The organism is Rhizobium sp. B21/90, assembly GCF_019355815.1.
Taxonomy (GTDB): domain Bacteria; phylum Pseudomonadota; class Alphaproteobacteria; order Rhizobiales; family Rhizobiaceae; genus Rhizobium; species Rhizobium rhododendri.
Genome location: NZ_CP072162.1, coordinates 2,463,970 through 2,477,039, shown reverse-complemented (window position 1 = coordinate 2,477,039; position 13,070 = coordinate 2,463,970). Strand labels below are relative to the sequence as shown.

Sequence of the window (13,070 nt, the reverse complement as noted above, 5' to 3'; positions counted from 1 at the left end):
TTTTGCTTTTAGCGCACGGAAGGTCCCATTGGGGAAACCACCCTGGCAAGATCGATCCCGCGCTGGCTGAAGCTACTGCCTTGTTTTCACTCTTCCTTTTTGGAGGGGCGCAAGCGGGTAAACAATTCCATAAGCCGGGATAGGGGGCTCCGCCCAACCATTCCGGTATAACAAGAAGGCGACCTGATATGATTCAGATGCAAACAAACCTCGACGTCGCGGATAATTCCGGCGCACGTCGTGTCATGTGCATCAAGGTGCTGGGCGGTTCGAAGCGCAAGTATGCCTCGATTGGCGACATTATCGTCGTCTCGATCAAGGAAGCTATTCCGCGCGGCCGCGTTAAGAAGGGTGACGTGATGAAGGCTGTGGTCGTTCGCACAGCTGCCTCGATCCGCCGTGCGGATGGAAGCGTCATTCGTTTCGATACCAATGCAGCAGTACTTATCGACAACAAGAAAGAGCCGATCGGCACACGTATCTTCGGACCGGTTCCGCGCGAACTTCGCGCTAAGAACCACATGAAGATCATCTCGCTCGCTCCTGAAGTTCTGTAAGGGGAGCGGTTAAAGATGCAAAAGATCCGCAAGGGCGACAAGGTCGTCATTCTGGCTGGTAAGGACAAGGGTCGTACCGGCGAAGTCATTCAAGTGATGCCGAAGGAAGACCGCGCAGTCGTTCGCGGCGTGAACATGGTCAAGCGCCATACACGCCAGTCGCAGTCGCAGGAAGCCGGCATCATCAACAAGGAAGCCTCGCTTCACCTGTCCAACATCGCGATTGTCGACAAGGACGGCAAGCCGACCCGCGTCGGTTTCCAGGTCGTTGATGGTAAGAAGGTCCGCGTGGCCAAGCGTTCGGGAGATGTGATCGATGGCTGAGGCTAAATACGAACCGCGCCTGAAGACGGAATACGTAACCCGTATCCGCGCAGCGCTGCAGGAACAGTTCTCCTACACCAACGAAATGATGATCCCCAAGCTGGACAAGATCGTCATCAACATGGGTGTGGGCGAGGCGACGGCTGACTCCAAGAAGCCGACGATTGCTGCTGCCGACCTGGCCGCAATCGCTGGCCAGAAGCCGGTCATCACTTTCGCGCGCAATTCCATCGCTGGCTTCAAGGTCCGCGAAAATATGCCAATCGGTGCCAAGGTCACGCTCCGTGGCGCCCGCATGTATGAGTTCGTGGATCGCCTGATCAACATCGCGCTCCCGCGCGTTCGCGACTTTCGCGGCCTGAACCCGAAGAGCTTTGACGGTCGTGGCAACTTCGCCATGGGCATCAAGGAACACATTGTGTTCCCAGAGATCAACTACGACAAGGTTGATCAGATGTGGGGCATGGACATCATCGTTTGCACGACGGCGACCAAGGACGACGAAGCGCGGGCTCTGCTCACAGAGTTCAACTTCCCGTTCCGCACGTAACCGTAACGACGAGCGTAGAAAAGGAAATCAAATATGGCGAAGACAAGCGCAGTTGAAAAGAACAAGCGCCGCCGCAATACGGTTGCTAACAGTGCCGCAAAGCGTGCCGCGCTGAAGGCAACCATCATGAACCAGTCCCTTCCGATCGAAGAGCGGTTCAAGGCTACCCTGAAGCTCGCATCGCTGCCGCGCGATGGATCCAAGACTCGCGTCCGTAACCGTTGCGAGATCACCGGTCGTCCGCGCGCCTACTACCGCAAGCTGCGCATGTCGCGTATCGCACTGCGTGAATTTGGCAATTTCGGCAAGGTGCCGGGCATTGTCAAGTCGAGCTGGTAAGGAGTAGCCCACATGACAATGACAGATCCATTGGGCGATATGCTCACACGCATCCGTAACGGTGCCTCGCGTCGCAAGTCGTCGGTTTCGACACCTGCTTCCAAGCTCCGTGCACGTGTTCTCGATGTCCTTCAGTCCGAAGGTTACATTCGTGGCTATTCCGTCGTCGATTTCGGCAACGGCAAGTCCGAGCTCAGCATCGAGCTGAAATATTATGAAGGCGCATCGGTCATCCGTGAGATCGGCCGTGTGTCTAAGCCGGGCCGCCGGGTTTATGTCTCGGTCAAGTCCATTCCGCAGGTCGCGAACGGTCTCGGCATCACTATCCTTTCTACTCCGAAGGGCGTGATGGCCGACCACCAGGCTCGTGAACAGAATGTTGGTGGCGAGGTTCTTTGCTCGGTCTTCTAAGGCTGGTCTAAAGAATTTCCCTCGAAACAGACAGGTTTGAAAAAATGTCTCGTATCGGCAAGAAGCCCGTTCAGGTGCCTGCAGGAATCACGGCCACGATTGATGGCCAAAAAGTGACTGCTAAGGGCCCCAAGGGTGAACTGTTTTTCGTCGCGAATGACGATATCGGTCTCAAGCTCGAAGATAATGCGATTGTTGTGACTCCGCTCAACGACAGCAAGAATGCTCGCTCAAAGTGGGGCATGTCCCGCACGATGGTCGAAAACATCCTGGTTGGCGTCAAGGACGGTTACGAGCGCAAGCTCGAAATCAACGGCGTTGGTTACCGCGCGGCCCTGCAGGGCAAGAACCTGCAGTTGGCGCTTGGTTTCTCCCACGACGTGATTTATGAACCGCCAGTCGGAATCACAATTGCTGTGCCGAAGCCGACGGAAATCGTCGTCACCGGTATCAACAAGCAGCAGGTCGGCCAGGTGGCCGCAGAAATCCGCGAATACCGTGGCCCCGAGCCTTACAAGGGCAAGGGCGTCAAGTATGCCGGTGAGCGGATCATCCGCAAAGAAGGCAAGAAGAAGTAAGGATCACGCGAAATGGCTAGCAGGAAAGAAGCACTTGCACGTCGTGCCAACCGCGTGCGTCGTCATCTTAAGTCGGTGGCTAACGGCCGTCCGCGCCTGTCGGTTCATCGCTCTTCGAAGAACATCTACGCCCAGGTCATCGACGATGTGGCCGGCAAGACGCTTGCGTCTGCCTCCACTCTCGACAAGGATCTGCGCGGTTCTCTGAAGACCGGTGCTGACACAGCAGCGGCAACGCTCGTCGGCAAGCTCGTTGCAGAGCGCGCCTCCAAGGCGGGCGTCAACGAGGTCGTGTTCGACCGCGGCGCCTTCATCTATCACGGTCGCATCAAGGCTCTGGCCGAAGCTGCCCGTGAAGGCGGTCTCACCTTCTAATATAAATTTCCGGCCGGTGGCGTAAAGCTCCCGGCCGGATTTCGGTCTTTTCAGACCATCACCGGACCACAGGGCAGCGAAAAGCCCGATGTGGTCTTGTTGCAGTTGCCGATTGCACCCGGAAAAGAAAAAGGAAAAGGACAATGGCACAAGAAAAAAGAGGTTCTCGCGACGATCGCCAGAACCGTGACGAGCGCGATAGCGAATTCGTCGACAAGCTGGTCGCGATCAATCGCGTTGCCAAGGTCGTCAAGGGCGGCCGTCGTTTCGGCTTTGCAGCTCTCGTCGTCGTCGGCGACCAGAAGGGCCGCGTTGGCTTCGGTCACGGCAAGGCGCGCGAAGTGCCTGAAGCTATCCGCAAGGCAACGGAAGCCGCCAAGCGCGAGCTGATCTTCGTTCCCCTGCGTGACGGCCGTACGCTGCATCACGACATCCACGGCCGTCATGGCGCCGGCAAGGTTCTGCTGCGCTCTGCCAAGGCTGGTACCGGCATCATCGCCGGTGGTCCGATGCGCGCCGTATTCGAAACGCTCGGCGTTCACGACGTCGTCGCCAAGTCGACCGGTTCGTCGAACCCATACAACATGGTTCGCGCAACGTTCGACGCTCTGAAGCAACAGATCCATCCGAAGGACATCGCAGCTCAGCGCGGCATCAAGTATGCCACTCTGCAGGCTCGTCGTATTGCCTCCGGTAATGCGTCTGAAGAATAAGGGAGTTTGACCTATGGCCAAAACGACCAAGAAGACCGAAGCAAAGACCGTAACGGTCGAGCAGATCGGTAGCCCTATTCGCCGTCCGGACGTTCAGGAAAAGACCCTGATCGGCCTCGGATTGAACAAGATGCACCGTCGCCGCACTCTGGAGGATACTCCTTCGGTTCGTGGAATGATCCGTGCTGTCCAGCATCTCGTTCGCGTCGTCGACGAGAAGTAAGCCGGAGGATTCGTTATGAAACTGAATGAAATCACCGACAACGAAGGTTCGACCCACTCCCGCAAGCGCCTCGGCCGCGGTATTGGTTCGGGCAAGGGCAAGACCGGTGGTCGCGGCGTCAAGGGGCAGAAGTCCCGTTCGGGCGTGGCGATCAACGGCTTCGAAGGCGGTCAGATGCCAATCTACCGTCGTCTGCCTAAGCGCGGCTTCAACAACATCTTCAAGTCCGACTACGTCGTCGTATCGGTTGCTCGCCTCCAGGCAGCAGTTGACGCCGGCAAGCTGGACGCGAAGACGACGATCGATGCTGTAGCTCTCAAGGCTGCCGGCGTTATCCGTCGTGTCAAGGACGGCGTCCGGATCCTGTCCGACGGCGAAATCTCGGCAAAGCTGACCCTCGAAGTCGCAGGCGCTTCCAAGTCTGCTGTCGAGAAGATCGAAAAGGCTGGCGGCTCCGTTAAGCTTTTAACTGCCGCACCTGTCGCAGCTTCGGAATAATACAGACGAATTAATCGCCCGGGGTGCTTCACACCGGGCGATTTTGCTCCCATATGTGAGCTTCGGATCCTGAGTCGTGCGTTCGCGCGGGGAGGGCGATGACGGGACCTTCGGCTGGCATGCGCTCTTGCATCGCAGTCCACCCAATGCTCGACTTTTTAAACAATTTGATTACACATTCCGGACTCGGCCGATTTAGCCGGAATTGGTAGTGCGGAGATTTGCATGGCGTCTGCAGCGGAACAATTGGCATCCAATCTCAACTTTTCAACCTTTGCCAAGGCAGAGGATCTGAAAAAGCGGCTTTGGTTCACGCTCGGTGCGTTGCTTGTCTATCGCCTCGGCACCCATATCCCCCTTCCAGGCCTTAATCCTGCTGCCTATGCCCAGGCTTTTCAGGGCCAGGCGGGCGGCATCCTCGGCCTTTTCAACATGTTTTCCGGTGGCGCTGTCCAGCGCATGGCGATCTTCGCTCTCGGCATCATGCCCTACATTTCCGCCTCGATTATCGTACAGCTGATGACTTCGGTCGTTCCCGCGCTCGAAAACCTGAAGAAGGAAGGCGAGCAGGGCCGCAAGATCATCAACCAGTATACGCGCTACGGCACGGTGCTGCTCGGCACGCTGCAGGCCTATGGCATCGCGGTGGGGCTTGAGAGCGGTAACGGACTTGTCGTCCAGCCCGGCGTCTTCTTTATCGTCTCCACGGTCATCACGCTGCTCGGCGGCACGATGTTTCTCATGTGGCTCGGTGAACAGATCACCTCGCGCGGTATCGGCAACGGCATTTCGCTGATCATCTTCGCTGGCATCGCAGCTGGCCTGCCATCGGCCCTGGCCGGCACGCTGGAACTCGGACGCACCGGCGCACTTTCGACCGCGCTCATCCTGCTCGTCCTCGTTGTCGCCGTTGCGGTCATCGCCCTCATCGTCTTTGTCGAGCGCGCCCAGCGGCGTCTGCTGATCCAGTATCCGAAACGCCAGGTCGGCAACCGCATGTTCCAGGGCGATACCTCGCACCTGCCGCTGAAGCTCAATACATCGGGCGTCATCCCGGCGATTTTTGCCTCGTCGCTATTGCTTCTGCCAGCGACGCTCGCGGGCTTTGCCAACACCGCCGGAATGCCTGCCTGGGCAACGTCGATCGTCGCAGCACTCGGCCACGGTCGTCCGCTCTACATGGTGCTCTATGCGCTGATGATCGCCTTCTTCGCGTTCTTCTATACGGCCATCGTCTTCAATCCGAAGGACACGGCCGATAATCTCAAGAAGCACGGCGGGTTCATTCCCGGCATCCGCCCGGGTGAGCGCACGGCTGAATACATTGACTATGTGTTGACCCGCATCACTGTGGTCGGCGCCATCTACCTCGTGGTTGTCTGCATTCTGCCGGAAATCCTCGTTTCGCAGACAGGCATTCCGCTCGCCCTCGGCGGCACTTCACTCTTGATCGTCGTCAGTGTGACGCTTGACACGGTAGCGCAGATCCAGGGTCACCTGATCGCGCAGCAGTATGAAGGTCTGATCAAGAAGTCGAAGTTGCGCGGAGGAAAGCGGGGGAGATGAGACTTATCCTTTTGGGACCACCGGGCGCCGGCAAGGGTACCCAGGCTCAGCGTATAGTCGAAAAGTACGGTATCCCGCAGCTCTCCACCGGCGACATGCTGCGTGCGGCAGTCTCTGCGGGCACTGAGGTCGGCAAGCGTGCCAAGGCTGTCATGGATGCCGGCAAGCTGGTGTCCGACGAGATCGTCAACGCGATCATTTCGGAGCGTATCGACGCCGAAGACTGTGCCAAGGGTTTCATCCTGGACGGCTTTCCGCGCACTCTGGTGCAGGCCGATGCCACCGAGAAGATGCTCGCTGCCAAGGGCATGCAGCTCTCGGGTGTCGTCGAGATCAAGGTCGATGACGTCGTGCTCGCGGACCGGGTTTCCGGACGCTATACCTGCGCCAACTGCGGTGCGGGTTATCACGATACCAACCTGAAGCCGAAGGTCGAGGGTGTCTGCGATCGATGCGGTTCGACGCACTTCAAGCGCCGCCCTGACGATACGCGCGAAACCGTGGTGACGCGCATGCAGGCCTACTACAAGGAAACGGCGCCTTTGATTGGCTACTACTATGCCAAGAAAATGCTTCATTCGGTTGACGGCATGGCGGATATCGATCATGTCACAGCAGAAGTCGAAAAGATTCTCTCCAGCCTTTGAGCTTCGGAGAGTTGTTGTCGGGCAATTGCACTGCCTGACGGCGATTTCGCAAAACAATTGCGGCGCGTGATTCGGTCGGACCGGTTGGTCGGGGCGGGGATAAGCCAAAATAAACTTAGCGGAACAGTTGCCTTTTGGCAGTGATTCCGCTAAACACCGCGCCAACTCGCGACATAGCTGCGATCGGCGCGGACTTCCCTCGGGAATTCCGGGTTCGGTCGTTTTGACATGTTATCGACCTCGAATTGAACAGGCGGCCTCTACGGTCGCGTAACAGAGACCTTTGCCTGATGGCAAACGGAACGCAAGGAGAATAGGCGTGGCACGTATCGCTGGCGTCAACATCCCGACGGCAAAGCGCGTAGTAATTGCGCTGACCTATATTCACGGGATTGGACAGAAATTTGCGCAGGAAATCGTTACCAAGGTTGGTATCCCGGCTGAGCGCCGCGTTCACCAGCTGACGGATGCCGAAGTCCTGCAGATCCGCGAAACCATCGACCGCGATTACCAGGTCGAAGGCGACCTGCGTCGCGAGACGTCGATGAATATCAAGCGTCTGATGGACCTCGGCTGCTACCGCGGCCTTCGTCATCGTCGCGGCCTGCCGGTTCGCGGTCAGCGCACGCACACCAATGCCCGCACCCGCAAGGGTCCGGCAAAGGCGATTGCTGGCAAGAAGAAGTAATCACCGGGAAACCGTGTGAGGGAGGCTGGCGGTTCCGCCGGCCTCTTTTGAGTTTGGCGAAGGGCCTCAGCGCCCTGCGCCGGTGTAGCCGCTGGCATTACGGCGGTGCAGAGATCCACGAAAGGGACTATTATGGGCAAGGAAGCCGTCCGCATTCGCCGTCGCGAACGCAAGAACATCTCGTCGGGCGTTGCGCACGTCAACTCGACGTTCAACAACACGATGATCACCATCACGGATGCGCAGGGCAATGCGATTGCCTGGTCGTCTGCTGGCGCCAAGGGCTTCAAGGGCTCGCGCAAGTCGACACCGTTCGCAGCGCAGATCGCCGCTGAAGATGCTGCCAAGAAGGCGCAGGAACATGGCATGAAGTCGCTTGAAGTCGAAGTTTGCGGTCCAGGTTCGGGTCGTGAGTCGGCTCTGCGCGCGCTCCAGGCTGCCGGTTTCATGATCACGTCGATCCGCGATGTGACGCCGATCCCGCACAACGGTTGCCGCCCACGCAAGAAGCGTCGCGTATAATCATCGCCAATCACACACCGGTGAGCGCCCAAAAGGCGATTGCCGGTGCTTCTCAAGCTCGGTTGCCACGATTGGATGGTGGTAACGAACGGAAGGCAGGAATATGATTCAGAAGAATTGGCAGGAACTGATCAAGCCGAACAAGGTCGAGTTTTCCTCGGGCGGCCGCACAAAGGTCAACCTTGTCGCTGAACCGCTTGAGCGTGGCTTTGGCCTGACGCTCGGCAACGCGCTCCGTCGCGTGCTTCTGTCCTCGCTGCGCGGCGCCGCCGTCACGGCAGTACAGATCGACGGCGTACTGCATGAGTTCTCATCGATCCCGGGCGTTCGCGAAGACGTTACGGATATCGTTCTGAACATCAAGGAAATCGCCATCAAGATGGACGGCGACGATGCCAAGCGCATGGTCGTTCGCAAGCAGGGTCCAGGCGTTGTCACCGCCGGCGACATCCAGACGGTCGGCGACATCGAGATCCTCAACCCGGATCACGTCATCTGCACGCTCGACGAAGGCGCTGAAATCCGCATGGAATTCACCGTCAACAACGGCAAGGGCTATGTTCCGGCAGAGCGCAATCGTGCGGAAGACGCACCGATTGGTCTCATCCCGGTAGACAGCCTCTACTCGCCGGTCAAGAAAGTGTCCTACAAGGTGGAAAACACCCGCGAAGGCCAGGTTCTCGATTACGACAAGTTGCTGATGGCCATCGAAACGGACGGCTCGATCTCCGGTGAAGATGCAGTCGCTTTCGCGGCCCGCATCCTGCAGGACCAGCTCGGCGTTTTCGTCAACTTCGACGAACCGCAGAAGGATGTCGAAGAAGAGACAGTCACCGAACTGGCCTTCAACCCGGCTCTCCTCAAGAAGGTGGACGAACTGGAACTGTCTGTCCGCTCGGCAAACTGCCTGAAGAACGACAACATCGTCTATATCGGCGACCTCATTCAGAAGACCGAAGCCGAAATGCTTCGCACTCCGAATTTCGGCCGCAAGTCGCTGAACGAAATCAAGGAAGTTCTCGCTTCCATGGGCCTGCATCTCGGCATGGAAGTGCCTGCGTGGCCCCCAGAGAACATCGAAGATCTCGCCAAGCGCTACGAAGATCAGTACTGAGCGGCGTGAGGCAACGTGTGTCGCGGATTTCCGCCGGCACGCCGATCGCAGAGAACAATAAGTAAAGGCAGGATGACTGCCTTTCCCCGTCAAACAGCAGGCATATCGCCTGCATGTGCCAGGAAACGGCAGGCCCAAAATCAAAGGGCACCTGCGATTTAAGGAGAATAGCAATGCGCCATGGTATGGTAGGCCGCAAGCTGAATAGAACTGCAAGTCACCGCAAGGCAATGTTTGCCAACATGGCGGCTTCGCTCATCCTGCATGAGCAGATCACCACGACCTTGCCGAAGGCAAAGGAAATCCGCCCGATCGTTGAAAAGCTGGTCACGCTCGGCAAGCGCGGCGACCTGCACGCTCGTCGTCAGGCTATTTCGCAGATCCGCGACGTCGCTGTCGTATCGAAGCTCTTCGATGCCATCGCTACCCGTTACGCCACCCGCAACGGCGGCTACCTTCGCATCATGAAGGCTGGCTTCCGCATGGGTGACAACGCCGCCATGGCCGTCGTCGAGTTCGTCGACCGCGACATCGCTGCCAAGGGCGCCGGCGACAAGGCTCGCGTTGCAGCCGAAGAAGCTGCCGAAGCTGCTGCCGCTTAAGCGGTAAAAGCCTCACCAATCAACAGGCCGGACGAGCAATCGTCCGGCTTTTTTGATTTCTTGCGGGTGTATGATGAGAAGGGAGGGCTATTCCGGTATGTGGATATCTTCCCTGATATGCCTGAGATAGACAACGATGGTGAACGTCATGATGACGACGAGCGACCATGAACTCCATATGCCAATGTTGACAGCGGACCACTCGCCGAGTTGGCTCGGATAACGCCATATCCCGAAGAAGGTGCTGAAATTTTCGAAAAGCCAGATGAAGAAGCCGATCAGGGCAAAAGCCAACAGCAGGGGCATCCGCCGGTCCCGATCATACGGGCGGAACGTGACTGAAGTCCGCGAATAAAGTCCAATCGTACACGCGGCAATGTACCAGCGATAGTCGGCGATGTAGTGGTGTGTGAAGAAGTTCAGGTAAATTGCCAGCGAGAGCACCGCTGCCATCCAGTATGGCGGATGATGCCTGACGCGTAGGGCGAGGAGGCGCCACGCCTGTATTACGTAACTGCCTACGGCAGCGTACATGAATCCGGAAAACAATGGCACGCCGAACAGCTTGCTATAGGCAAAGTCCGGATATGCCCATGAATGGATGCTGCTCGATGTTTTGAAGACCTCGAGAGCGAAACCGATAACGTGAAAGAAGCAGATCGCCTTCAACTCATCGATGCTTTCCAGTTTGGTAGCGACCATCCAGAACTGGATGGACAAGGCAACCAGCAGCAGCACGTCATATCGGGGAATATGAAAAATGCCGCCGCGCGGGACTGTGAAGATGGCGAGGAAAAAGAGGCCAGCAAAGAGACATGCACGTGCTTCCTTAATACCAAAATAGACGAGTTCTATGAGAAAGCGCTTGGTTCCCGTCAGATGCGGCGCTGCACGTATTTCGATTAGATGCCTGTCGATGGCCGGAAGCAGTCTTCGGAGGGGCAAGGCGTTTGAATTCCTGAAATTAACTCGATGGCTGTGAGCTGTTTCCGCAAATACGGTGACCGGCAGACCAGCATGCGGCTGGGCTGTCGGCTTGCCAAATCGAAATGTGAGCTATAGGTGCGACGAACCCATTAACATCGCGGTGGAGCGGCCGAAGTGCTCGCATTTTTTCGAGGTCGCTCACCAGGGAGCAGGGCAGCCCGTCTTGCAATGGCAATTGCCATCATTGCTGCAGGTCTGGCGTTGCGGCGATATGGCTATGGGCTTAACCTTCCGTTCGTGGTCGTGAAGTATGGCGGCTCGGCACTGTGGGGCGCGATGGTCTATTTCCTAATCGCAGTGCTTGCACCAAACTCGAGACGGGCAAGCATTGCCTGCGCGGCGATGGTGATCTCCGCCGCCGTCGAGTTGTTCAGACTCTACCATACGCCGCCTATTGATGCGTTCAGGTTGACTGCTGGCGGTGCCCTGCTTCTCGGACGCGTGTTTTCCCTAAGCAATATAATTGCCTACGGCATCGGCATCGTCGCCGCATCTGCGTTCGACAGATTTCTGGCAGCCCGCAGTCCTATCTTGCCAAAGTAGAGAAGCCTCTGCTGCCTCAGGCAGCCACCGCCCTTTGCCGCGTTCCGCGTCTTCGTTGCATCATGATTGGCCGGTAGGACCTGTAGAGGATCATTGCGATCAGGAGGCCGATATAGATGTACTGCTCGAGCGACAGCACCTTGGTGGATAGTGCGAAGTGGAGAGCGCCACAGACGGCGATGATGTAGACGAGCCGGTGCAGCCAGATCCAGTTCTTGCCCATCTGCCGTATCGAGTACCTGTTCGAGGTCACGGCCAGCGCGGTCAGCATCACCAGCCCTGCCATGCCGAACATGATGAAGGGTCGCTTCAGAATGTCGCCGACGATGGCATCGAGCATCAGCGCTTGGTCGAGGATGGTGTAGACCAGAAAATGCATCACGACATAATAGAAGCAGAGCAGCCCCAGGGCGCGGCGGTAGCGCAGCCAGTTCCAGCCGACGAGGTCGCGGAGCGGGGTAATCGCGAGCGTTAGGATCAGGAAGCGGATAGCCCAGAGGCCGAGGAAAAGCTCGAAGGTCTTGGTTGGATCGGCGCCAAGATTGCCGGTGGCGCCGAGGTAGAATGCGTAGGCGGCGGGAAGAAGTCCGACGACGTAAAGCAGCCAGACGGAGGCTGGCTGGAAGCGTTTCGGAAGCGCGAGCGACAGGGCCATTAGTAGTTCGCCTTCAGATCCATGCCGGTGTAGAGGCTCGCCACCTGGTCGGCATAGCCGTTGAAGGGCAGGGTGGGGTGGCGGCTGGAGGAGAAGAAGCCGCCTTCGCCAATCCTGCGCTCGGTCGCCTGGCTCCAGCGGGGGTGATCGACCGCCGGGTTGACGTTGGCATAAAAACCGTATTCGCCGGGGTTGGAGACCTGCCAGGTATTCATCGGCTGATTATCGGTGAGCGTGATACGGACGATCGACTTGATGCCCTTGAAGCCATATTTCCACGGAACCACCAGGCGTATCGGCGCACCGTTCTGGTTGGGCAGCGTCTCGCCATAGAGCCCGACGGCAAGCAGCGCCAGCGGGTTGCGCGCTTCGTCCAGCCGCAGTCCTTCGACATAGGGCCAGTTCAGGGACTGGAAGCTGCCGGATTGGCCGGGCATCTCGGACGGCCGGACGATGGTCTCGAAGGCGACATATTTCGCGCTGCCCAGCGGCTCCACCATGTCGAGCAGCTTGGATAGCTGGAAGCCGTCCCATGGGATGACCATGGACCATGCCTCGACGCAGCGCATCCGGTACACACGCTCTTCTGGAGGAAAGGCCTTGATCAGCGCGTCGATATCGAAGGTCTGCGGCTTGCCCACCATGCCATCGACGGTGATCGTCCACGGGCGCGGCTTGAATTTGCCGGAGTTGGCGGCGGGATCGGCCTTGTCCGTGCCGAATTCGTAGAAGTTGTTGTAGGTCGTGACATCCTTCTTCGGCGTCAGCTTTTCATCGACCTTGTAGTCGGTCTTCGACGCTGCCAGCGCTTCCGCCATGGCTGTTGTGCCACCGGCAATCGACAGGCCGGCGCCTGCTGCTGTCGCCAGGAAGGCGCGGCGGCCTAGATAAGTCTGGCGAGGCGTGATCTCGGAGGCGGCAATCTTGGGCGGTTGGTAGGTGGCCATGGGTAAAATCCTCGATGAGATGACGGTATCGATGGTGATACGCAGAAATACCGACGTAAGTTACAAATAGGCCCGCATTTTTTTGTGAAAAGAAGCCAATTTATTGTGTTCGGCCTAAATGTTGAGGTGTCATCGGCAAACGTCATGCATCTGTTCGATATTTTGGTCGCGGCCTCGTCCGGGAATGATCGGGATCGTCGATGGCGAGGATATTGCGCGGGGGCCATACCC

The 13,070-nt window shown here is 57.9% G+C and carries 20 protein-coding genes; 17 read left to right on the top strand and 3 right to left on the bottom strand.

The genetic code is table 11. The features are described from left to right. Window positions 1-188: 188 nt before the first annotated feature. From rplN to rplQ, 16 genes are all read left to right on the top strand, one after another. On the top strand, window positions 189-557 hold the full coding sequence (gene rplN, locus J5278_RS11810) for a 50S ribosomal protein L14 (protein WP_111158087.1): 369 nt from the start codon (window positions 189-191) through the stop codon (window positions 555-557). 15 nt (window positions 558-572) lie between these two features. After that, a complete protein-coding gene (gene rplX / locus J5278_RS11805; RefSeq protein ID WP_111220688.1) occupies window positions 573-881 on the top strand; it encodes a 50S ribosomal protein L24 in 309 nt (102 codons plus the stop codon). Beyond that, window positions 874-1,431, top strand: coding sequence for a 50S ribosomal protein L5 (rplE, locus tag J5278_RS11800; protein ID WP_142822286.1), 558 nt, complete (start codon window positions 874-876; stop codon window positions 1,429-1,431). The genes rplX and rplE overlap by 8 nt, the downstream gene beginning before the upstream one ends. A gap of 33 nt (window positions 1,432-1,464) precedes the next feature. Then, the gene (gene rpsN / locus J5278_RS11795) at window positions 1,465-1,770 is read left to right on the top strand and encodes a 30S ribosomal protein S14 (protein WP_111220690.1); all 306 of its coding nucleotides are present in this window, start codon (window positions 1,465-1,467) and stop codon (window positions 1,768-1,770) included. Between the two features lie 12 nt (window positions 1,771-1,782). Next, window positions 1,783-2,181 (top strand): 30S ribosomal protein S8, encoded by a 399-nt coding sequence (rpsH, locus tag J5278_RS11790; protein ID WP_003547562.1) that lies wholly within the window; start codon window positions 1,783-1,785, stop codon window positions 2,179-2,181. Window positions 2,182-2,225: 44 nt separating this feature from the next. Then, window positions 2,226-2,759 (top strand): 50S ribosomal protein L6, encoded by a 534-nt coding sequence (rplF, locus tag J5278_RS11785; RefSeq protein ID WP_111220691.1) that lies wholly within the window; start codon window positions 2,226-2,228, stop codon window positions 2,757-2,759. 12 nt (window positions 2,760-2,771) lie between these two features. After that, complete coding sequence (gene rplR, locus J5278_RS11780) at window positions 2,772-3,134, top strand: 50S ribosomal protein L18 (RefSeq protein WP_142822287.1); 363 nt, start codon at window positions 2,772-2,774, stop codon at window positions 3,132-3,134. Window positions 3,135-3,277: 143 nt separating this feature from the next. Further along, on the top strand, window positions 3,278-3,847 hold the full coding sequence (rpsE, locus tag J5278_RS11775; protein ID WP_111220693.1) for a 30S ribosomal protein S5: 570 nt from the start codon (window positions 3,278-3,280) through the stop codon (window positions 3,845-3,847). A 13-nt stretch (window positions 3,848-3,860) separates the two neighbouring features. Further along, window positions 3,861-4,070 (top strand): 50S ribosomal protein L30, encoded by a 210-nt coding sequence (gene rpmD, locus J5278_RS11770; protein WP_142822288.1) that lies wholly within the window; start codon window positions 3,861-3,863, stop codon window positions 4,068-4,070. 15 nt (window positions 4,071-4,085) lie between these two features. Further along, a complete protein-coding gene (gene rplO / locus J5278_RS11765; RefSeq protein ID WP_209183599.1) occupies window positions 4,086-4,568 on the top strand; it encodes a 50S ribosomal protein L15 in 483 nt (160 codons plus the stop codon). A 225-nt stretch (window positions 4,569-4,793) separates the two neighbouring features. Then, window positions 4,794-6,134: a preprotein translocase subunit SecY gene (gene secY / locus J5278_RS11760; RefSeq protein WP_209183600.1), complete on the top strand. Its 1,341-nt coding sequence runs from the start codon at window positions 4,794-4,796 to the stop codon at window positions 6,132-6,134. Next, complete coding sequence (locus tag J5278_RS11755) at window positions 6,131-6,781, top strand: adenylate kinase (protein ID WP_111220697.1); 651 nt, start codon at window positions 6,131-6,133, stop codon at window positions 6,779-6,781. The genes secY and J5278_RS11755 overlap by 4 nt, the downstream gene beginning before the upstream one ends. A gap of 319 nt (window positions 6,782-7,100) precedes the next feature. Next, entirely contained in the window at window positions 7,101-7,469 is a 369-nt protein-coding gene (gene rpsM, locus J5278_RS11750) for a 30S ribosomal protein S13 (protein WP_142822290.1), read from the top strand. Window positions 7,470-7,601: 132 nt separating this feature from the next. Further along, window positions 7,602-7,991, top strand: a complete 390-nt coding sequence (gene rpsK / locus J5278_RS11745) for a 30S ribosomal protein S11 (protein WP_111220699.1) — start codon at window positions 7,602-7,604, stop codon at window positions 7,989-7,991. 103 nt (window positions 7,992-8,094) lie between these two features. Continuing rightward, window positions 8,095-9,105 carry a DNA-directed RNA polymerase subunit alpha gene (locus tag J5278_RS11740; RefSeq protein WP_111220700.1) on the top strand — a complete coding sequence of 337 codons (1,011 nt, stop codon included), beginning with the start codon at window positions 8,095-8,097 and terminating at the stop codon, window positions 9,103-9,105. A gap of 173 nt (window positions 9,106-9,278) precedes the next feature. Further along, a complete protein-coding gene (gene rplQ, locus J5278_RS11735) occupies window positions 9,279-9,707 on the top strand; it encodes a 50S ribosomal protein L17 (RefSeq protein ID WP_111220701.1) in 429 nt (142 codons plus the stop codon). Window positions 9,708-9,794: 87 nt separating this feature from the next. Here the strand turns inward: rplQ and J5278_RS11730 are convergent, their stop codons facing one another. Beyond that, on the bottom strand, window positions 9,795-10,637 hold the full coding sequence (locus tag J5278_RS11730; protein ID WP_209184105.1) for a DUF817 domain-containing protein: 843 nt from the start codon (window positions 10,635-10,637) through the stop codon (window positions 9,795-9,797). 225 nt (window positions 10,638-10,862) lie between these two features. Here J5278_RS11730 and J5278_RS11725 point away from each other — a divergent pair, with 225 nt between their 5' ends. Next, a complete protein-coding gene (locus J5278_RS11725; protein WP_209183601.1) occupies window positions 10,863-11,237 on the top strand; it encodes a DUF2809 domain-containing protein in 375 nt (124 codons plus the stop codon). Between the two features lie 16 nt (window positions 11,238-11,253). Here the strand turns inward: J5278_RS11725 and msrQ are convergent, their stop codons facing one another. Together msrQ and msrP are read right to left on the bottom strand one after the other, a co-directional pair. Further along, window positions 11,254-11,892, bottom strand: coding sequence for a protein-methionine-sulfoxide reductase heme-binding subunit MsrQ (gene msrQ / locus J5278_RS11720; protein ID WP_209183602.1), 639 nt, complete (start codon window positions 11,890-11,892; stop codon window positions 11,254-11,256). Then, window positions 11,892-12,839 carry a protein-methionine-sulfoxide reductase catalytic subunit MsrP gene (msrP, locus tag J5278_RS11715; RefSeq protein WP_209187444.1) on the bottom strand — a complete coding sequence of 316 codons (948 nt, stop codon included), beginning with the start codon at window positions 12,837-12,839 and terminating at the stop codon, window positions 11,892-11,894. The genes msrQ and msrP overlap by 1 nt, the downstream gene beginning before the upstream one ends. Window positions 12,840-13,070 lie beyond the last annotated feature (231 nt).